Annotated in this window: 16 protein-coding genes; 7 read left to right on the forward strand and 9 right to left on the reverse strand. The window is 71.4% G+C overall.

The window, feature by feature from the left end:
- Nucleotides 1-47: 47 nt before the first annotated feature.
- The 3 genes from ACGFZA_RS26940 to ACGFZA_RS26950 form a co-directional block, all read right to left on the reverse strand.
- Entirely contained in the window at nucleotides 48-1031 is a 984-nt protein-coding gene (locus ACGFZA_RS26940; RefSeq protein WP_393682436.1) for a DNA-3-methyladenine glycosylase family protein, read from the reverse strand.
- An 89-nt stretch (nucleotides 1032-1120) separates the two neighbouring features.
- Nucleotides 1121-2212 carry a sugar phosphate nucleotidyltransferase gene (locus tag ACGFZA_RS26945; RefSeq protein ID WP_385285108.1) on the reverse strand — a complete coding sequence of 364 codons (1092 nt, stop codon included), beginning with the start codon at nucleotides 2210-2212 and terminating at the stop codon, nucleotides 1121-1123.
- Nucleotides 2213-2513: 301 nt separating this feature from the next.
- Nucleotides 2514-3866, reverse strand: coding sequence for an N-acetylmuramoyl-L-alanine amidase (locus ACGFZA_RS26950; RefSeq protein ID WP_393682439.1), 1353 nt, complete (start codon nucleotides 3864-3866; stop codon nucleotides 2514-2516).
- A gap of 138 nt (nucleotides 3867-4004) precedes the next feature.
- Between ACGFZA_RS26950 and ACGFZA_RS26955 the strand changes: the two genes are divergently transcribed.
- The 4 genes from ACGFZA_RS26955 to ACGFZA_RS26970 all read left to right on the forward strand — a co-directional run bounded on the left by ACGFZA_RS26955 (nucleotide 4005) and on the right by ACGFZA_RS26970 (nucleotide 10186).
- Entirely contained in the window at nucleotides 4005-4754 is a 750-nt protein-coding gene (locus ACGFZA_RS26955; RefSeq protein WP_393682441.1) for a TIGR03089 family protein, read from the forward strand.
- A 270-nt stretch (nucleotides 4755-5024) separates the two neighbouring features.
- Nucleotides 5025-6410, forward strand: coding sequence for an LCP family protein (locus tag ACGFZA_RS26960; RefSeq protein WP_385285115.1), 1386 nt, complete (start codon nucleotides 5025-5027; stop codon nucleotides 6408-6410).
- A gap of 223 nt (nucleotides 6411-6633) precedes the next feature.
- A complete protein-coding gene (locus ACGFZA_RS26965) occupies nucleotides 6634-8424 on the forward strand; it encodes an LCP family protein (protein WP_385285117.1) in 1791 nt (596 codons plus the stop codon).
- A 49-nt stretch (nucleotides 8425-8473) separates the two neighbouring features.
- On the forward strand, nucleotides 8474-10186 hold the full coding sequence (locus tag ACGFZA_RS26970; RefSeq protein WP_393682444.1) for an LCP family protein: 1713 nt from the start codon (nucleotides 8474-8476) through the stop codon (nucleotides 10184-10186).
- A gap of 198 nt (nucleotides 10187-10384) precedes the next feature.
- Here ACGFZA_RS26970 and ACGFZA_RS26975 read toward each other — a convergent pair whose 3' ends face one another.
- Entirely contained in the window at nucleotides 10385-11416 is a 1032-nt protein-coding gene (locus ACGFZA_RS26975) for a glycosyltransferase family 2 protein (protein ID WP_385285121.1), read from the reverse strand.
- A gap of 284 nt (nucleotides 11417-11700) precedes the next feature.
- Here ACGFZA_RS26975 and ACGFZA_RS26980 point away from each other — a divergent pair, with 284 nt between their 5' ends.
- Nucleotides 11701-13065, forward strand: coding sequence for an LCP family protein (locus tag ACGFZA_RS26980; protein ID WP_385285122.1), 1365 nt, complete (start codon nucleotides 11701-11703; stop codon nucleotides 13063-13065).
- A gap of 180 nt (nucleotides 13066-13245) precedes the next feature.
- Here ACGFZA_RS26980 and ACGFZA_RS26985 read toward each other — a convergent pair whose 3' ends face one another.
- The gene (locus ACGFZA_RS26985; protein WP_385285124.1) at nucleotides 13246-13794 is read right to left on the reverse strand and encodes an acyl-CoA thioesterase; all 549 of its coding nucleotides are present in this window, start codon (nucleotides 13792-13794) and stop codon (nucleotides 13246-13248) included.
- 119 nt (nucleotides 13795-13913) lie between these two features.
- On the opposite strand from ACGFZA_RS26985, the gene ACGFZA_RS26990 reads away from it, so the two are divergent.
- On the forward strand, nucleotides 13914-15209 hold the full coding sequence (locus ACGFZA_RS26990) for an LCP family protein (RefSeq protein WP_393682447.1): 1296 nt from the start codon (nucleotides 13914-13916) through the stop codon (nucleotides 15207-15209).
- Nucleotides 15210-15396: 187 nt separating this feature from the next.
- On the opposite strand, the gene ACGFZA_RS26995 is transcribed toward ACGFZA_RS26990, so the two are convergent.
- From ACGFZA_RS26995 to ACGFZA_RS27010, 4 genes are all read right to left on the reverse strand, one after another.
- A complete protein-coding gene (locus ACGFZA_RS26995; RefSeq protein WP_385285128.1) occupies nucleotides 15397-16203 on the reverse strand; it encodes a class I SAM-dependent methyltransferase in 807 nt (268 codons plus the stop codon).
- Nucleotides 16200-16676 carry a hypothetical protein gene (locus ACGFZA_RS27000; RefSeq protein WP_385285130.1) on the reverse strand — a complete coding sequence of 159 codons (477 nt, stop codon included), beginning with the start codon at nucleotides 16674-16676 and terminating at the stop codon, nucleotides 16200-16202. Before ACGFZA_RS27000 ends, ACGFZA_RS26995 begins: the two co-directional genes overlap by 4 nt.
- Before the next feature lie 76 nt (nucleotides 16677-16752).
- Complete coding sequence (locus tag ACGFZA_RS27005) at nucleotides 16753-17208, reverse strand: hypothetical protein (RefSeq protein WP_385285132.1); 456 nt, start codon at nucleotides 17206-17208, stop codon at nucleotides 16753-16755.
- A 364-nt stretch (nucleotides 17209-17572) separates the two neighbouring features.
- Nucleotides 17573-18028, reverse strand: a complete 456-nt coding sequence (locus tag ACGFZA_RS27010) for a hypothetical protein (RefSeq protein WP_393682450.1) — start codon at nucleotides 18026-18028, stop codon at nucleotides 17573-17575.
- A gap of 624 nt (nucleotides 18029-18652) precedes the next feature.
- On the opposite strand from ACGFZA_RS27010, the gene ACGFZA_RS27015 reads away from it, so the two are divergent.
- Entirely contained in the window at nucleotides 18653-19663 is a 1011-nt protein-coding gene (locus tag ACGFZA_RS27015) for a helix-turn-helix domain-containing protein (RefSeq protein WP_393682452.1), read from the forward strand.
- Nucleotides 19664-19675 lie beyond the last annotated feature (12 nt).

Raw genomic sequence — 19675 nt, forward strand, 5'->3', positions numbered from 1 at the left:
CGATCGCCGGAAGGGCTTGGATCGGCCGCCCCGGTCCGCGAAAAGTGTCACAGACGGGCGATGTTGCGTGGCTGCATGCGCGGGGCGCGGCGTGGCGGGGTGTTGTCCGAGAGCATGATCAGGCGGGTCGCCCGGTGGCGTTGGCCCTCGTACGGGGCGAGCAGGGTCAGCATCTCCTCGTCGTCGGCGTTCCGGTTGCCGGCCAGTGCGTGGCCGACGATGCCGGGCAGGTGGAGGTCGCCGACCGTCACCGCGTCCGCCGCGCCGTTGGCCCGTTGCAGGGTCTCGGCGGCCGTCCAGGGACCGATGCCGGGGATCGCCTGGAGGCGGGCCATGGCCTCGGGCAGTTCCATGGCGGCCGCCTCCTCCATGCGGCGGGCCACCCGGACCGCGCGCAGGATCGTCGTCGAGCGCTTGCTGTCCACGCCCGCCCGGTGCCATTCCCAGGACGGGATCAGCGACCAGGTGCGGGCGTCCGGCATGACGTAGAGGCCGTACTCCTGCGGGCCGGGCGCGGGCTCCCCGTAGGTGCGCACCAGCAGCCGCCAGGCGCGGTACGCCTCGTCCGTGGTGACCTTCTGCTCCAGGACCGACGGGATCAGGGACTCCATGACCAGGCCCGTGCGCAGCAGCCGCAGGCCCGGGCGGCGGTGGTGGGTCACGGCGAGCAGGCGGTGGCGCGGGGTGAAGGCCGCCGGGTCGTCCGCCTCGCCGAGCAGCGTGGGCAGCTGGTCCAGCAGCCACGCCGCGCCCGGCCCCCAGGCCGCGGCCCGGATCCGGCCACCGTCGCGGGCGACGACGTGGAGCGTGCCGGGGCCCGCGGGGGTACGGCTGGCCCGGCGGACCGAGCCGTCGGCGGACATCCGGAACGTGGGGTCGGCGGGGCCGCGGCGCAGCGGGCCGAGGACGAGCCGCAGGTCGAGCGGGCCCGGCGGGGTCCAGTCGCGGGTCAGGGGCGCCGGTACGGGCGTCGCCGCCTGGTGCGGGACGGCCGCGCGCGGGGCGCTGCGGGGAGCGAATCGTCCTGCCACGGGTGAGGTCCTCGGTAGTCGGGGCTGCCTGTCGAGGGTACGGCTGATTCCGGCCACTCGGGGGGACCGCGAGGCGGTGGCCGGTCCGGTCATTCGTCCGAGGAGAACCTCACCGACGCGGCGGGCAGGTGGGCCCCGCACCAGATGCGGACGCCGTCGAGCAGTTCGTTGTCGGCGCCGACCTTGGCCCCGTCGCCGATGACCGCGCCCCTCAGCACCGTACGGCTGCCGATCCTGGCACCGGCTCCGACCAGGGAGTCCGTGATCACTGCGCCCGGTTCGACGATGGCTCCCGCGAGCACGGTGGAGCCGTCGATCCTGGCGCCCGCGCCGATCACGGCGTCGGCGCCGATGACCGTACCGCCGGAGAGTTTGGCGTCGGGGGCGACGGAGGCGGTGGGCAGCACGAGGCGGTCGCCGCACCGGCCGGGGACGGCCGGGGAGGGGGCGCGGCCGAGGACGAGGTCGGCGGAGCCGCGTATGAACGCCTGCGGGGTGCCGAGATCCAGCCAGTACGTGGAGTCGACCATGCCCTGGAGGTGGGCGCCGTCGGCGAGCAGTCCGGGGAAGGTCTCGCGTTCCACGGAGACCGGGCGGCCCGTCGGGATCGCGTCGATGACCGACCGGCGGAAGATGTACGCCCCGGCGTTGACCTGGTCGGTGACGATCTCCTCGGGTGTCTGCGGCTTCTCCAGGAAGGCGGTGACCCGGCCGGTGTCATCCGTCGGCACGAGGCCGAAGGCGCGCGGGTCGTCGACCCGGGTCAGGTGGAGCGAGACGTCGGCTCCGGAGTCGGCGTGCGTGGTGACCAGGGCCCGGATGTCGAGGCCGGTGAGGATGTCGCCGTTGAAGATCAGGACCGGTTCGTCCGGGCCGGAGGTGAGCCGCCGGGCGACGTTGCGGATGGCTCCGCCGGTGCCGAGCGGTTCGCGTTCGGTGACGTACTCGATGTGCAGGCCGAGCGACGAACCGTCACCGAAGTACGGCTCGAAGACCTCCGCGAGGTACGACGTCGCGAGGACGATGTGCTCGACCCCGGCGGCCCGGGCGCGCGCCAGCTGGTGCGTGAGGAAGGGGACGCCCGCTGCCGGAACCATGGGTTTCGGTGTGTGCACCGTGAGCGGGCGCAGCCGGGTTCCCTTGCCGCCGACCAGGAGGATCGCTTCTTTTGCCTCTGTCACAGCACTGTCTCTGCTTCCTGCTGGGGCCGGGCCTGGTGAGAAGCTGTTGTCCGATCTCCGCAGGATCGGCGAAGGGCGTCGGGCCCGGTCGGTCGCGGGGCTCCGGAGTGTCCTCATGGCGGAGCCATTCGGGCACTTCGGCACCGCCGCGAGCGGCCGCGCCCGACGCCCCGCACCCTGCGGAGATCGGACAACAGCTTCTTCGGCTGGCCAGTGTATGCAGACCGGTGGAGGGTCCCTCGGTCAGCAGCCGGCAGCAGGCCTCCGGCGCGGGCGGCGCCGGTGCACGGCTCCGTTCGCGTCAGCGGCCCTGCAGTTTGGCCGAACTCGTCCGGGCCGTGCCGAGCTTCTTGTAGAGACGCGCTCCGGGGCATTCGGTTGCGAATCCGTCCCGATGTCCGGAGATGACGTTGAGCTTGACCTTCCTGCCCTTCTTGTACTTGTTGCTGCCGCCCGAGGTCAGGGTCACCTTTCCCTTCGGGTTGGCGCCGAACAGGCCGAGCTTCCAGGCGGTGAGCTTGGAGACGGCGTTGACGGCGGCGGCCGGCGGGTTCGAGCTGGTGAACGTCCCGAGGACGGCGATGCCCATGGTGTTGGTGTTGAAGCCGAGCGTGTGCGCGCCCATGACGGCCTTCGTCACGCCTCCGGCGCGGCCCTCGTAGATGTTTCCGCACTTGTCGACGGCGAAGTTGTAGCCGATGTCGCGCCAGCCGCTGCTCTTGACGTGGTAGCGGTAGATGCCGCGCAGCACGGAGGGTGCCTGCGAGCACGTGTAGTTGTTGCCGGTGGCGCTGTGGTGGATGAAGGCCGCCTTGACGGTCTTCGTGTACGCGAAGCCGCTCTCGCGGAGCTTCTCGTCGGCGCCCCAGCCCTTGCGGGTGATGATGCGCGGCCGCGGTCCGATGTACGGCTTGGCGGCGGGCGCGAAGCCTGCGGCCTCGTCGGTCGCGGCCCTGCTCAGGGCGGGGAGTACGGCGGCACCGAGCGCGGAGGCGCGGTCGGTGCCCGCGGCTCCGGTGACGGGCGTCTGCGCCTGGCCGGTGCCGGCCGCCTCTTGCGGGTCCTCGCCGGGGTCGACGAGTTCGAGGTGCAGTCCGGCGGGCAGCGGTACGGGCGCCTCGGCGGCCTCGCCGGGGCCGGGGGCCTCGGGGCGTACCCGGACCTCGACGCCGTCGGAGTCGCCGACCCAGAGCGGGGCGGTGGAGCCGCGGGCCGCGCCGGATTCGCGTTCGGCGGTGCCGGCGTCGGCGGAGTGCTCGGCGTTGTGCGTCTCCAGGTCCTGCCAGTCGGACCAGTGGCCGGTGCCGGTGGCGCGGGTGCGGACCTGGGCGGTGCCGTGCAGTTCGGTGTTGACGTCGTCCCAGACGACGCCGACCAGGGAGAACGGCTCGACGTCGCGCTCGGGCAGCCCCTGCTCGGCGGCCGCGGCGGCGGGTGCGCCGGTGGCCCGTACGGAGGGGGAGGCCACCGGGTTCAGGGCCAGGGACTGCGTCGAACCGGGCACGCGGGCCGGGTCGGACGCCTCGGCGGGAACGGATCCCGCGGTGGCCGGGTGGACGGGGGTGTCGGGGGCGGCGCCCGCGGGCGCGGCGAGCGGCAGTACGAGAGCTGCCGCGCAGGTGACACCAATGGAGGATGCAATGAAGGCACGCATACATATGATCCTGGGCATAAGCGGACTACTCCGGCGACTGGGGTTTCCCGGGGCAATTGACGGCCCGTCTGCCGAACCGGTGTACCCGGCACCCGCGAGAACCGGCCCCTCCCGGCGCCGCCGCGTACCCTTCTGCGAATGAACGCCAGCGACCGCACCCCTGCCGACCTGCTGCGTTCCGCGCTCGCCGCGGACCCGGCCCGCCCCATGGTCACTTTCTACGACGACGCCACCGGAGAGCGCGTCGAACTGTCGGTGGCCACCTTCGCCAATTGGGTGGCCAAGACGGCGAACCTGCTGCAGGGCGACCTCGCCGCGGAGCCCGGTGACCGGCTCGCGCTGCTGCTGCCCGCGCACTGGCAGTCCGCGGTCTGGCTGATGGCCTGCGCCTCGGTCGGCGTGGTCGCCGACGTCCAGGGGGATCCCGCCACCGCAGACCTCGTCGTCTCCGGGCCGGACAGTCTGGACGCCGCGCGGGCCTGCCGCGGTGAGCGGATCGCGCTGGCGCTGCGCCCGCTGGGCGGGAGGTTCCCGCAGGCGCCCGAGGGCTTCGCGGACTACGCCGTCGAGGTGCCGGGCCAGGGCGACCGGTTCGCCCCGTTCGCGCCCGTCGACCCGGACGCGTCGGCGCTGACCGTGGGCGGCGCCGGGTTCACCGGGGCCGAGCTGGTCGCGCGGGCCCGGGAGGACGGTGCGGCGCTGGGCCTCGGCGCCGGTTCGCGCCTGCTCTCGGGGCGTACGTACGACACCTGGGACGGCCTCAGCGCCGGGCTCTTCGCGCCGCTCGCCACCGGCGGTTCCGTGGTGCTGTGCCGGCACCTCGGGCAGCTGGGCGAGGACGCGCTGGCCCAGCGCGTCGAGAGCGAGCGGGTCTCCGCGACCGTGTGACGGCCGGGCGGCGCACCGGGCTCGCACCTCCACCGCCCGGTGCCCCGTCCGCCCGCGCGCGTCCACCCCTCTTCAACCACGCGGTACGACAAGCGGCCTGAGGGCCACCCGTCCGGCCCAGCCTGGGCCGAGCCCTCCCGCCTGAGCGCCAACTCCGGTACATGATCTGCGGTACAGACCACTCAAGGCACAACCAAGCGTGAGGTTCAGCCGTCTACTTCTGCGACCGGCAGCCCCTCGCGCTGCCGCACACGAAGGATGGACGCAGACGTGACCGAAAGCGCCGGCCCGCCGCCGGACCCCGACGACCCGGCCACGGGCGGGGACCAGACGCCGGACCACTCGGCCGCGGAAGAGGGCCGGGCGCCGGACGGGCCGTCCGGCGGGGGATCCGCCGAGGGGCCCGGCGAGAAGCACGCGCCGGGCGGCGGACCCGGGGGCGCGCCGGGCGGTGAGACGCGCAGCGGGTCGGGCAGCGGCCCGTCGCACGGACCGCTGCCCGAGGACCCCGAAGCGGGCACGACCCTGGACATCGTCGTCAAGCGCAAGCGTCACTGGCTGCGTTGGACCGCGCTCGGCGCCTCGTTCGTCGTCCTCGTCGCCGCGGGCGCCGGCTGGTGGCTGTACAAGAAGCTGGACGGCAACATCAAGACGGACACCTCCGCGGCCGCCGAGCTCAAGGCGTACGAGAAGGAGCGCCCCTCCTCCGTCGTCCATGACGCGCAGAACATCCTGCTCATCGGCTCCGACAGCCGGGCCGGGGACAACCGCAAGTACGGCCGCGACGACGGCGGCAGCCAGCGTTCGGACACCACGATCCTGCTGCACCTGGCGGCGGACCGGAAGAGCGCCACGGCCATGTCGCTCCCGCGCGACCTGATGGTGAACATCCCGGAGTGCCACAAGTCGGACAAAAGCGTGAGCAAGCCGCAGTTCGCACAGTTCAACTGGGCCTTCGAGTTCGGCGGGACCGCCTGCACCATCCGCACGGTCGAGAAGATGACCGGCATCCGCATCGATCACCACATGGTCGTCGACTTCAACGGCTTCAAGAACATGGTCGACGCGGTGAACGGGGTCGAGATCTGCCTCAAGAAGCCGATCAACGACAGCGCCGCCCACCTCAAGCTCCCCTCGGGCCGCCAGAAGCTCAACGGCGAGCAGGCCCTGGGGTACGTACGGGCCCGCAAGTCCATCGGCAACGGCAGCGACACCGAACGGATGGACCGCCAGCAGCAGTTCCTGGGCGCGCTGGTGAACAAGGTGCAGAGCAACGGGGTCCTGCTCAACCCCACCCGGCTCTACCCCGTACTGGACGCGGCCACCAAGGCGCTGACCACCGACCCGGGGCTGGACAGCCTGAAGGACCTCTACGACCTGGTGCGCGGGATGCGCAACGTACCGACCGACAAGGTGCAGTTCCTGACTGTCCCCCGGCAGCCGTACGCCGCCAACCGGAACCGGGACGAACTGGTGCAGCCCGACGCGGACAAGCTCTTCAAGCAATTGCGCGACGACAAACCCGTCGCCGTCGTGCCCGCGGACCAGCTGAAGGATGACGGCGGGAAAAACGCTGACGCCTCCGACGCCTCCGGTCCGACCCCCACACCCACCTACTCGGGGAACAATGCTGCGACCGACCTGTGTAAGCAGTAAAGCAATGGCCAAGCGCAGAAGAACGTTCGGCGTGCAATGGGAAGAATGCCCGGTTGTAAGGGCCGTGGAATATGTCACGCCCGTCGCTCGACGGCGAACGGGACGGATAGTGTGACGCGATCCGGTGCTTCCGGCCACCCGGCCGCGCACTTCCGGAGCGAAAGACTGAGCGCCTTATCGGGGGAGGCGCCTCGCGTGGCACCGACGGAGGACTCAAGCGACCGTGGATGCACAAGGCCGTGGGCGGGCGGAAGAAATCGATCCCGCAGACCAATGGGTTCTCAACCCGGACACCGGCGACTACGAACTGCGACTGAATCACTCCGGAGCGGATTCGGGCAGGGCGTCAGGGGTTTCGGCTCCGCGGAGTTCCGGGCGCAGAGGTGCCGTCCGTGACGGGGACGGCGAACGTCGTGGTGCGAACGCGGACGGCGAGCGTCGCGGTGCGGCGGGTGACGGCGCGCGCCGCAGCCGTGAGGTGCCGCGCCAGGGCGGCCGCCGTTCGGCGCCCGGCGCGCGCGGTCAGGATGCCGCCGGTCCCGCCGAGAACAGCGGCCGGCGCAAGCGCAAGGCCCCGAAGGCCCGCCGCAAGAAGGCGCTGCTCTGGACGGGCGGCGTGATGGCCTTCCTCCTCGTCGGCGCCTCGGCCGGCGGGTACTGGCTGTACCAGCACTTCAACGGCAACCTGAGCACCGTGGACATCGGCGACCGCGGCAACAAGGACGTCGTCACGGCCAACGCGCCGCTCAACATATTGGTCATCGGTACGGACAAGCGCACCGGCAAGGGCAACGAGGGCTACGGCGACAAGGGCAGCGCCGGCCACGCGGACACGAACATCCTGTTCCACGTGTCCAAGGACCGCACCAACGCCACGGCGGTGAGCATCCCCCGCGACCTCATGACCAACATCCCGGACTGCAAGACGAAGCAGGCGGACGGCTCGGAGACGACCGTCCCGGGCACCCAGAACGTCCGGTTCAACACCAGTCTCGGCCAGGACGGCCGCGACCCCGGCTGCACGATGGACACCGTCAAAGAGCTCACCGGCCTGACGGTCGACCATTTCATGATGGTCGACTTCAACGCGGTGAAGGAGCTGTCCACGGCGGTCGGCGGCGTCGACATCTGCCTGGCCCACGCGGTCAAGGACGAGAAGTCGCACCTGGACCTGCCGGCGGGACCGAGCACCGTCCAGGGCGAGCAGGCGCTGGCGTTCGTACGGACCCGGCACGCCTACGCCAACGGGAGCGACCTCGACCGGATCAAGGGCCAGCAGCAGTTCATCGGCTCGATGATCCGGCAGATGAAGTCGGACGACACGCTGACCAGCCCGACGAAGCTGTTCAAGCTGGCGGACTCGGCGACCAAGGCGCTGACCGTCGACTCCGCCATCGGCTCGGTGCCGAAGCTGACGTCGCTCGCCAAGGAACTCACCAAGATCGACACGAAGAACATCACGTTCGTCACGCTGCCGGTGATCGACAACCCGGCCGAGCCCACGCCGATCACGGTGGTCGTGGACCCGGTGAAGTCGCCCCAACTGCTCTCGATGCTGCAGGCGGACACCTCGCTGACCGAGGTGGCCGCGCAGAAGAAGGCCGCCAAGAGCAAGCAGGAGGCGCTCCTCAAGGGAACCAAAGCGGCGGCGGCCGACGTCCGTGTCGATGTCTACAACGGCGGCGAGGTCGCCGGCGGTGCCCAGCAGACCGTCAACTGGCTGCAGAACGACAAGGGCGTCCTGAAGTCCACGAACAAGGCCAACGCCCCGGCGAAGGCCGCCAAGACGACGCTCGAGTACGCGCCGAACCAGGCCGACCAGGCCCGTGCGCTCGCCGAGATGATGGGGCTTCCCGCCTCGGCGATGAAGCCGGGCACCAAGGACGCCGTAGGCCTGCAGGCGATGACGCTGACACTGGGGGCGGACTTCAAGGGCGCGGGCACTCCCATCACCGGCCCGGCGAAGATCGACATCCCGAAGGCCAGCGCCGACAAGGCAGAGTGCGCCAAGTGACACCGGGTCACTGCGCGATACCGCGAGTCTGAACAGCAGGGGGGTCCTGGTGGGACGGAGCAGTACGCCCGGGGAGGGGACGCGACCACGCGTCCGGCACGCGGACCAGCACGGCTGGGACGACGGCCTCTACGAGGGCGGGGGCGGTGACGGGGACAGCGGCGGGGACGCCGCGAAACCGGAGACCGGCAGGAGCGGGAGCGGGGGCGGCGGCCATCGCGCCGCGAGCCACGGCGCACGCCGCGGCCGGCCCCGCCGCGCCCCCAAGAAGAAGAAGCACCGCGTCCTGCGCTGGATAGCCTTCTCCCTCGCGTTCCTCATACTCGGCACCGGGGCGGCCGGTTATCTCTGGTACGAGCACCTGAACAGCAACCTCCGCAAGGGGGAGCGGAGTGCGGGCAACAGCGCGGCGAAGAAGAAGGCGCCGAACGCCGCGGGCCAGACCCCGCTGAACATCCTGCTGATCGGTTCCGACAGCCGGAACAGCAAGGAGAACCTGAAGCTCGGCGGCTCGAAGAAGAGCGTCGGCAACACCCCGCTCGCCGATGTGCAGATGCTGCTCCACGTGTCGGCCGACCGGAAGAACGCCTCGGTCGTCAGCATCCCACGGGACACCCGCGTCAACATCCCGGCCTGCGAGAACCCCGACACCCACCAGAAGTACCCCGCCAGCAACGGCATCATCAACGAGTCGCTCCGCGGCGGCCCCGGCTGCACGCTGGACACCTGGGAGCAGCTCACCAAGGTCTACATCGACCACTGGATGATGGTCGACTTCGCCGGTGTGGTGAACATGGCGGACGCCGTGGGCGGCGCCTGGGTGTGTGTGAAGCAGAACGTCAACGACGTGTCCAAGCCCGGCGTGCCCGGTGGCTCCCACCTGCGGCTGACGAAGGGCCGGCACAAGATCCAGGGCGAGGTCGCCCTGCAGTGGCTGCGCACCCGGCACGCCTTCGAGAGCGACTTCGGCCGGTCCAAGGCCCAGCACATGTATCTGAACTCGGTCCTGCGCGAGCTGAAGAGTCAGAACGCGTTCACGGACACCGGGCGACTGATGAACCTCGCCGAGACCGGGACCAAGTCGCTCCAGGTCTCGGAGGAGATCGGCACGGTCAAGAAGCTGTTCGACCTCGGCATGCAGCTCAAGAACGTGCCGCTGGAGAAGATGAACATGCTGACGATGCCGCGGATCCCCGACCCGGACAACCCCGAGGCCCACGTCCTGCCGAAGCCCGGCGCCGCCGACAAGCTCTGGTCGCTGCTGCGCGACGACCAGTCGCTCGACCCGAAGGACCGCGCCAAGGCGGCGAAGAAGGCGAAGGCCGGACCGAAGGCCGGCGCCCCCGCTTCGCTCGGTGTGACCGTCGTCAACGGCACCCCCGGCGACGGCCAGGCGGCCACCGAAGGCCGGGCCGGGGCCATCCGGGACATGCTGAAGGCCAAGGGCTTCACCGAGGCCGACACCTCGACCGAGCTCGGGTCCGCGCTGACGACCGAGGTGACCTATCCGCACAGCGCCGGTGCCCAGGGCAAGTCGGACGCGCTGTCCGTCGCCAAGGCGCTGGGGCTGCCGACCAGTGCCGTGACGGAGACACCGGACGGAGCGGGGCTGACGCTCACGGTCGGCTCCGACTGGCGGAACGGCTCCACGTACCCGAAGAAGGTCGAGGACGACAGCGACCCGCTGGAGGGCACCGAGTCCGTCAACGGCGCCAAGACCGACGACTGCATGGACGTGTACTGGCCGTACCGCCAGATGTAGCGGACGCAGGGGACGTACGAGAGGGGGCGCCCGGTGATCCGGGCGCCCCCTCTCGTACGTCTGCGGGCGCTGGGCCGGGCCTGTACGTCTCCCGGAGCGGTGGCCCCGGCACGTACCTCCGCGCGGGCCGTGGGCCGGGCCCGCACGTCTGCGCGCGCTGGGCCGGGCTGTACGTCTCCCGGAGCGGTGGCCGGCTGCTCAGGCCACCGGGGCGCCCGGCTCACGGATCGCCGGGCGGCGGCTGGCGATGACGCGCTTCGCCAGGGAGCGCGGGCTGGTCAGGAAGCCGTAGCCCCAGCACATGTGCATGGTCGCCAGCGCCACGGGGATCTGCGCCCGCGCCTTGAGCGACAGCCCCTTGCCCGCCGGGAGGGAGCCCGCGACAATCGCCGCGACGTAACCGGCCGGGACGACGAGCGCCCACGGGGTGACGGCCGCGCCCACCACCAGACCGGCCGCGATCGCGACGACGGCGGTCGGCGGGGCCAGGTAGCGCAGGTTGATCGAGCCGGGATGGTAGCGGGCGACGACGTGGCGCCAGCGGCCGTAGTCCTTGTACTGCTTGGCGAGCGCCCGGACGGAGGGGCGCGGGCGGTACTGCACGCGCAGTTCGGGCGAGAACCAGATCAGGCCGCCGGCCTCGCGGATGCGGAAGTTCAGCTCCCAGTCCTGGGCGCGGATGAACTCGATGTTGTACCCGTCCGCCTGCTCCAGGGCCTCCCGGCGGAAGACGCCCAGGAACACGGTCTCCGCCGGTCCCGCCTCGCCGCCCGTGTGGAAGGCCGCGTTGCCGACACCGATCTTCGACGTCATGGCCGCGGCGACGGCGTCCTCCCAGGCGTTCTCGCCCTCGGCGTGCATGATGCCGCCGACGTTCTGCGCGCCCGTCTCCTCCAGGAGCCGGACGGCGGTCGCGATGTAGTTCGGCGAGAGCATGCCGTGGCCGTCGACGCGCACGACCACGGGGTGGTGGGAGGCCTTGATCGCGGCGTTGAGCGCGGCGGGGGTGCGGCCGGTGGGATTCGGCACGGTCTGGACCCGGGGGTCCTCCGCGACCAGCTCGGCGGCGATCTCGTCCGTACGGTCCGTGGACGGGCCGAGCGCGATCACCACCTCCATCTCGCCGGCGTACTCCTGTTCCAGGATGTGCCGGACGGAGTTCCGGAGGTGCCGCTCCTCATTGAGTACCGGCATGATCACGGAGACGGCGGGGTGCTGCGCGGCAGACATGTGGTCCTCGGGGGGTCCTCGGGGGCGCCGGGGGTCTCGCACCCCACCAGGCGGCGGTATTCGGCCGCCACGTTACCGCGAATGGGGGACAGCGGCGCGCGCCGCCCGTCCGCTGCCCGGGATGCAGATCGTATGGGCCTACTGTGCGAACGGTCCCCCTTGCACCGCGGAGGTGTCCCCCCGTGCCCACGCCGCACCGCTCCCCCCGTCCGCCGCGCCCCCGCGCCGCGCCCCCTCGGCGCGGACGGCCCAGGAAGAAGCAGGACGAGAGGCCCCGCTGGGGCATGCGGGTGGCGACCACGCTCTCCGTCCTGGTGCTCGGCGCGGGCGGCATCGGCCACGCCGTAGTGACCGATCTGGAGTCCGGGATCGACCGGATCGACCCGTTCAAGGACATGAAGAACCGGCCTGCGGGCGGCACCGGCATGAATCTGCTGCTGGTGGGCACCGACGGCCGCGACAAGATCACCGCGGAGGAGAAGAAGAAGTACCGGCTGGGCGGAGCGCCCTGCCACTGCACCGACACGATCATGCTGGTGCACCTGTCCGCGGACGAGAAGCGCGCCAGCGTCGTCAGCCTGCCGCGTGACAGCTACGCCGAGATCCCCGGGCACCGGGACGCGACGACGGGCAAGGAGCACGCGGCCCACCCGGTGAAGCTGAACGCCGCGTACGCCGAGGGCGGGCCGAATCTGACCGTGCGGACGGTCGAGCACATGACGGGCGTCAAGATCGACCACTACCTGGAGGTCGACTTCACCAGCTTCATGACGACGGTCGACACGCTCGGCGGCGTGAAGATCTGCACCGCCCGGCCGATGAAGGACTCCTACACCGGTCTGGATCTCGCGGCCGGCACCCATGAGCTGGACGGCGGCCAGGCGCTCCAGTACGTACGCTCCCGGCACATCGACGGCGCCGCCGACCTGGGCCGCATGCAGCGCCAGCAGAAGTTCATGGCCTCGCTGATCAAACAGGCAACGAGCAGCGGGGTGCTGCTGAACCCGGTGAAGTTCCGCGAGGTCGCCTCGACGATGCTGAAGTCCGTACGGGCCGACAAGGGCTTCGGTACGGAGCAGATGCTGGAGCTCGGCCAGGCGATGCGGGGCTTCTCCGCCGCCTCGTCCGAATTCACCTCGGTACCGATGGGGGACGTCGCGTACCAGGTGAAGGGCATCGGCTCGACGGTCAAATGGGACCCGAAGAAGTCGAAGCAGTTGTTCCAGGCGCTGCGGGACGACAAACCGCTGACCGTCGCGCGGCCGAAGCAGGCACCGGCGAAGAAGGTCGACGTCCCGCCGAAGCAGATCCGGGTCCAGGTCTACAACGGGACCCTCAAGGACGGCCTCGGCTCCACGGTCGACGCCGCGCTGCACGCCACGGGCTTCAACACCACCCGCGCCCCGCTCACCGCGCCGCAGCGCGACCTCAAGCACACCCTGGTCACGTACGACCCGCGCTGGGACCGGTCCGCGAAGTCACTGGCGGCGGCGCTGCCGGGGGCCGAGCTGAAGGCGGTGAAGGGGCAGGGCGGCACGATGAAGGTGACGGCGGGCACGGACTACCGGAAGGTGGAGCGGGTCCGGGCCGAGGAGCCCGATCCGGGCAGGTTCGGCGCGGTGAAGGGCGACGAGGTGGTCTGCCCGTAGGCGGCCTGCGAGGGCGGGCCGGGGCCCGCGCCGTTCAGTCCTCGATGCCGTCGACCCCGCTCGGTCCCGTTCAGTCCTTGATGCCGTCGGCCCCCGTTCGGTCCCGTTCAGTCCTCGATGCCGTCGGCCGCGCTCGGTCCCGTTCAGTCCTTGATGCCGTCGGCCCCCGTTCGGTCCCGTTCAGTCCTCGATGCCGTCGGCCGCGCGCTTCTCGCGCAGTTCCTTGATCGCGCGGCGCCGGGCGAGGCGGTGGGTGCGCCGGATCTGCGCCTCCTGGTAGCGCCGGTTGTCGCGCTCCGTCTCCGGGATCACCGGCGGCACCCGGCGGGGCCTGCCGTCCGCGTCGACTGCCGCGAACACCAGGTACGCGCTGCCGACCTGCTGGGCCGGGGTCGACTCGTTCCACCGCTCGGCCATGACCCGGACGCCGACCTCCATGGAGGAGCGGCCGGTCCAGTTCACCTGGGCGCGGACGTGAACAAGGTCACCGACCCGGACCGGCTCCAGGAAGACCATCTCGTCCATCGAGGCCGTCACCGCGGGGCCGCCGGAGTGCCGGCCGGCCACCGCGCCCGCCGCGTCGTCGACCAGCTTCATGATCACGCCGCCGTGCACCGTACCCAGCAGATTCGTGTCGCTGCCGGTCATGATGTGGCTGAGGGTGGTCCGGGAGGCTGCGGTGGGCTTGCCCGGAATGTCACATTCCGGGCTCGGGGCCTGATCTGTCATGCCCTCCACCTTATGCGGGGGCCCGGAGCGCGTCGCAATGCATCAGCTTCGCAACAGCCCTGGTCCGATTTCCCTCACACCCTGTAATAGCAGCGGCTCGGACCTGCACACTGGATCGCATGAACGATTGGCCCGAGGGCTGGAACGGCGACAACCGCAGCGGAGACCGCTACGGGCAGGGCAGCGCGAGCGACCGGCCCGAGAGCGCCCGCTCGATGCCGCACGTCCAGCGCCGTCCCGCCCCGCCCCAGCAGCGTCCGGCGCCGCCGAGGCAGCGGCCGGTGCCGCAGCAGCCCGGCGGCTACGACAACGCCCCCGAGTACGACAGCGGCTACAACACGGGCCAGGTCTACGGCGGCGGCCACGGCGGTGGCGGTCACCACGGCGGCGGTCGCGGACCCGGCGACGGCGGATACGTCCAGGGCCGGCCGGGAGCCGCGCCCGACTGGCGCCGCCGGATCAAGATCGGCGTACTGAGCCTCGTGGTCGTGGTGCTCGCCGTCTCCATCGGCACGTACTTCTGGGCCGACTCCAAGCTGAAGCGCGAGGTCGACCTCTCCAAGGTCATCGAGCGGCCGGATTCGGGCGACGGCACGAACTATCTGATCGTCGGGTCCGACAGCCGCGAGGGCATGACGGCCGAGGACAAGAAGAAGCTGCACACCGGCTCCGCCGAGGGCAAGCGGACCGACTCGATGATGATCCTGCACGACGGCTCCAACGGCCCGACGCTGGTCTCCCTGCCCCGCGACTCGAACGTCGAGATCCCGTCCTTCATCGGCTCCGACTCCGGCAAGAGGTACGAGGGCAAGGGCCGCACGACCAAGCTGAACGCCGCCTACGCCGAGGACGGCCCCGAGCTCCTCGTCCGTACCGTCGAGTTCAACACCGGGCTGCACATCGACCACTACGTCGAGATCGGCTTCGGCGGCTTCGCCAAGATCGTGGACGCGATCGGCGGCGTGGAGCTGGACATCCCGAAGGCGTTCAAGGACAAGTACTCCGGCGCCGACTTCCAGGCCGGCAAGCAGACCCTCGACGGCCAGCAGGCCCTCGCCTTCGTCCGCACCCGGCACGCCTTCACCTCCGACCTGGACCGTACGAAGAACCAGCAGAAGTTCCTCGCGGCGCTGGCGAGCCAGACGGCGACGCCGTCGACGATCATCAACCCGTTCAAGCTGTACCCGACGATGGGCGCCGGTCTCGACACCCTCGTCGTCGACAAGGACATGTCCCTCTGGGACCTGGGCCAGATGTTCTTCGCGATGAAGGGCGTCACGGGCGGTGACGGCGCGTCGCTGAACATCCCGATCTCCGGCTCCACCGGCGGCAACCTGGTCTGGGACAAGGCCAAGGTCAAGCAGCTCGTCGAGCAGCTCAACAACGACGAGAAGGTCACGGTCACCGGTAGCTGACCGTACACATCGGAGCATGACGAGGGGCCCGGACGGCGACCGTCCGGGCCCTGCGTCATGCTCCGCGCCCCTGAACCGAACCGCCCGGGCCCTGCGTCATGTTCCTTGCGCCTGAACCCAACCGTCCGGGCCGCACACCCGGCGCCGCGCGCCTGGACCGAACCCGTCCGGCCCTCGCGCCGCGCGCCTACACCTTCCCGTGGGCCAGCACCGCCACGTGCGGCAGCGCCAACAGCCCGTCCGCGCCGGTGAACTCCTGGCACATCACGTCGTACTCCCGCTTCGCGGCGGCCACCCCCTCCGGTCCGCGGCTGTTGACCAGCTGCCCGGTCGCGGCGACGCCCGACGCGGGCCCGGCCCACCAGTCGTCGGCGTCGACCCGGTGGTCCCAGGACAGCGACGCACCGCGTACATCACCGAGTCCGGCCGCCGTCAGCAGGGCGCCCAGCCCCTCCGGGGTGCGCGGGAAGTTGTGTTCCGCGTCGACCGTGGCCAGCCAGTCGGGCCGGGTCAGTCCGGCGGCCTGGGCGGCACGTCCGATCAGCGCCTGGCCGGGGGCGTTGGGCACCTGCCAGATCGTGACGGCGATCCGGCCGCCGGGACGGGTGATCCGGCGCAGTTCGACGAGGGACTCCAGCGGGCGGCCGACGTGGTTGAGCACGAAGTTCGCCACGACGGCGTCGAACTCGCCGTCGGGGTAGGGCAGCTGGGGCAACGTGCCGGTGCGCGCCTCGACTCCGGGCGCCGCGCGCCGGGTGGCCGCGACCATGCCGGGTTCGGCGTCCACGGCCCGTACGACCGCGCCACGTCCGACGGCCGCCACCGTCACGCTGCCGCTGCCGCAGCCGACGTCGAGCAGCCGGGTCCCGGACCCGACGACCGCGGCGTCCAGCAGGGCGGGGACCGTATGGGCGCAGAGGCGGGCGTGGGTGCGGGCGTAACTCTCGGCCCGCCCACCCCAGATCCGTCGCTCACTCACGTCGAACGCGGTCATACGACACCTCCGGCCGGGCCTTGCGGCTCCACTTCGTACAGGTCCTCGTGGAGGGCGTCCAGAATCCGCCCTGTCGGCTTCCCCTCGGGCGACAGTTCGGTCAGACACCATCCGGGCAGCTGCGCCCCGGTCTCCGGGGGCAGCTCGCCGTCCATCGGATCGGACAGCCCGTAGAGGACACCGAAGACGGTCTCCCTCGCCACCTCCCGGGCTATCTCGCCCAGTTCGCCGGGGGTCAGCCCGAGCCGCACCGCCCGCTCCACGGCCCCGCTCGCCGGCCCTTCCTGCCGGTAGGCCTCGACCCAGTCCGGGGCCGCCGCGCTCCATGCGTCGATGTCCTGCCAGACCATGCGCAGGAACCGGTAGCGGGCCAGCTGAGGGATGTTCTCCTCGGCCTCGGAGTCGGCCCAGCCCGCGGCGTCGTCTGCCCCCAGCGCCTCGAACAGGCCGGTGAGCTTGTCGATGTCCGTCATGGAGAGGGAAGGTACGCCACCGGGCCGGGGAGCTCTCCTCCGGACCGGGTGTCGTCCACGCCGGCCGTCACCCGGTTCAGCCGAACATCGAGACGGCGATCAGCCCGACGACCACGGCGGCGGCACACACGAAGACGGTCGTCCCCCGTCTGCGCCCGCTCTTGCGGTAACCCTGCCTCGGCCGGCCGGCACGCGCGGGTGAGGACGCCGACGTCTCCGACGCCCTCGCGCCGGCCGTCTCGGCCAGCAGGCCCCGGCAGCAGGCCGCGAGACGGGCGATGTCGCCGTCCAGCGGGACGGTGGTCTCGGCGCGCGCCGGGGCGGTGGTGCCGCCGTCCAGGATGCGGCCCGCCCGGACCCTCACCCGGCCGCGACCGTGGGACGCGAGACTGATCCAGCGTCCGGCGTCCTCGCCGCGGATCACGACGGTGCCGTCGCGTTCGCGGTAGACGGTGTGCTGCCGCCAGAGCAGTTTCGCCAGCGGTCCGGGGAGGTCGGCCACCGTCGCGACCTGCCGTCTGTCGTCGCTCAACGGCATGGGCCCGCCTGACGGTTGTACCGCGCGGGCCGTCTTCGGGCCTCCACGGGGGCGTGAGCGTGTCGGTCATCCGGCCGGGGTCTGCGCCCCGGTATGTACGTGGTCAACTCGCCTGTCCTTTCGGGTCACGCCGGTCGGCGTGACCACCGCAGGATTGTAGGGGCGCGGCAACCATGCCCGCCCACAGGGCAGCTGACGGATCGTGAGTTCTGTGACGCCGGCCTGCCGGTGCAGAGGTCCGGAGGTCCGGAGGTGCGGAAGTGCGATGGTGCGGTGGGACTGTGGGGCCCGGACAGCCAGGAGGGCCGGTCGCGACCATTCGGCGGCCGGTTCCCGAACCCTCCCCCGGACGGCGGGCTCAGCTGCGGAAGTTGCGGGCCAGCCAGGGGCTGAGCATCGTGCGCGGGACGAGTTCCTTGTACGTCTCGTCACCGGGCAGCGGTACGACGAGCCACTGGCCGGGCGGGAAGAACTTCCCCTTCACGTACGCGATACCGCCGTACACGGAGCGCAGGAACGCGGGCACGGAGTCGCGGGGGACGTCGTCGAACTCGACGCCGTCGACGGTGATCTTCGCGTCGTCCTCGGGAAAGACCTGGACGGTGACGGCGGGCGCCCCACCCAGCTCGATGAACGCCTCGTGCGGCAGCGAGCCGTCCGTGTCGAGCACCGCGAACGCGCTGGCGGAGGTGCGGCGGGAGGTCTGGTCGGCACCGATGTCGTCGGTGACGGTCATCTCCAGGTTGTACGCGCGCGCGACCTCACGGACTGCGGCGACTGCGGTCTCCGTGCTCGGCAGACGAGGATGCCCCATGCGCCGCTCAGCCCTTCGCCGTGTACGCGGCGCGGGCCGCCCGGGCGGCCGGGTCACAGGCAGTACGGGGGCCCCGAACGCGCGTGGAGTCACGGACCTGGACGGTGTCCGGAGGCACGGAAGCAGCCCCGGCGGACGACTCGCGGATCATGTCTCTCCCAGCATGTGCTCGATGAAGGCCACCGGCTCCCGAGGACGGAGAGCCCCGGCCCGGATCATTCCATATCGCGGCTCAAGGAGTCGCAGCTCAAGGAGTCGGAGCCGCTTCGGACGACAGCCGCCGGACAAGCACGGGGCAGGCCCCGCCCGTGACCGATTGCACCGGGTCGCGGATGCCCACAACCCGGTGGACCACGACACGGTGGACCACGTCGCGGCCGCCCACGACGCGGCCGCCCGCGACGTCTAAAGGCTTTTAAAGAACCAGGGAAACAACCCGACCAAACCCGACCCCGCCCCCGTCCTGACCTGCATCACTCGCGCGAGTGAACAATGGCAACTGGGCTGGATTCGAGGCGGGTTGGCTGGCATATGCTCGCCGCGACAACCACAGACACGAGACGGCCCCGGCCGGGACTGAGAATCCCGCCCGAGGCCTGACCACGAGGAAGAAGAAGCTTCCCGATGGATACCCCGCAGGTTATCGCGCCCCCGCGCGCCCAGCCCGGCTCCCCCGGCACCCGGCCCGACGTCACGCCGACATCCGGCGTCATCCACGTCAGCATCCGCCACGTCTCCGGCTTCACGGTGATCGGCAACCACCTCGCCCAGCACGACGGCCTCTCGCTCATCGCCATCGGGCTCGCCGTCCACATCCAGTCGCTGCCCGCCGGGGCCAAGGTCGGCATCAGGGTCCTCACTGACCGCTTCCCGGAGAGCGAAGCCCGCATCACGGCCGCCCTGCGCGAGTTGGAAGCCTCCGGCTACCTCCACCGCAGCCGTGTGCGCCTCCCCGACGGGCGCGTCGTCTCCCGCACGGTCTCGTACAACCAGCCAGGCGCCACCGCGCCCCCGGTCGCCGTCGCGCCCCCACGGCAGCCCCGGCGACCAGCGCACACCGAGCCCGAACCCGCGCCCGCACCCGCACCCGCACCGGCCCCTCCGCCGGTCGCGGAACCCGCCGCGCCCCCGCTGCCCGCCCCCGTCCACGTACCGACACCCACCGCCCCCCGGACTCCGCCCCCGCCACTCCCCCGACCCCACAAGCCCACCGAAGAACTGCTCCGATCCGCAGCCGCCGTCCTCGCCGACCTGCGCCGTCACGCACCCCAACTCAGCCTCACCGAGGCCGACATCACCGCCCTCACCCCCGGCGTGGCCGCCTGGCTGGAACGTGACACCCACCCCGGCACCGTCCGCCACGCCCTCACCAGTGACCTCCCCACCCCCGTCAAACACCCGGCGAAGTTCGTCCGCCACCGGATCACCGCTCTCCTGCCGCCCCCGCTCCCCGGCACCGCGGACCTGGCACCCCCCGCCCGTCGCAAGGCCCTCGTCGTCCCGCTCCAGAACTGCGACACCTGCGACCGCGCCTTCCGCGCCACCGACCCCGGACACTGCCGCGACTGCCGAGCCGGTCTCCGAGAGGCCGCCCAGCAGGAACGTGACGACCCCGGCCTGCCCCGTTGCGCATGAGGCCGGGTGTCC

Origin of the sequence: Streptomyces sp. NPDC048211 (assembly GCF_043202315.1) — a bacterium.
Lineage (GTDB): Bacteria > Actinomycetota > Actinomycetes > Streptomycetales > Streptomycetaceae > Streptomyces.

Excerpts from the sequence above, each read along its gene's own strand:
- ACGFZA_RS27010 (WP_393682450.1), bottom strand. The coding sequence starts at position 18,028 with ATGGGGCATCCTCGTCTGCCGAGCACGGAGACCGCAGTCGCCGCAGTC.
- ACGFZA_RS26990 (WP_393682447.1), top strand. The coding sequence starts at position 13,914 with ATGAACGATTGGCCCGAGGGCTGGAACGGCGACAACCGCAGCGGAGAC.
- ACGFZA_RS26955 (WP_393682441.1), top strand. The coding sequence starts at position 4,005 with ATGAACGCCAGCGACCGCACCCCTGCCGACCTGCTGCGTTCCGCGCTC.
- ACGFZA_RS26995 (WP_385285128.1), bottom strand. The coding sequence starts at position 16,203 with ATGACCGCGTTCGACGTGAGTGAGCGACGGATCTGGGGTGGGCGGGCC.
- ACGFZA_RS26985 (WP_385285124.1), bottom strand. The coding sequence starts at position 13,794 with ATGACAGATCAGGCCCCGAGCCCGGAATGTGACATTCCGGGCAAGCCC.
- ACGFZA_RS27000 (WP_385285130.1), bottom strand. The coding sequence starts at position 16,676 with ATGACGGACATCGACAAGCTCACCGGCCTGTTCGAGGCGCTGGGGGCA.
- ACGFZA_RS26980 (WP_385285122.1), top strand. The coding sequence starts at position 11,701 with ATGCGGGTGGCGACCACGCTCTCCGTCCTGGTGCTCGGCGCGGGCGGC.
- ACGFZA_RS26950 (WP_393682439.1), bottom strand. The coding sequence starts at position 3,866 with ATGCGTGCCTTCATTGCATCCTCCATTGGTGTCACCTGCGCGGCAGCT.
- ACGFZA_RS27015 (WP_393682452.1), top strand. The coding sequence starts at position 18,653 with ATGGATACCCCGCAGGTTATCGCGCCCCCGCGCGCCCAGCCCGGCTCC.
- ACGFZA_RS26975 (WP_385285121.1), bottom strand. The coding sequence starts at position 11,416 with ATGTCTGCCGCGCAGCACCCCGCCGTCTCCGTGATCATGCCGGTACTC.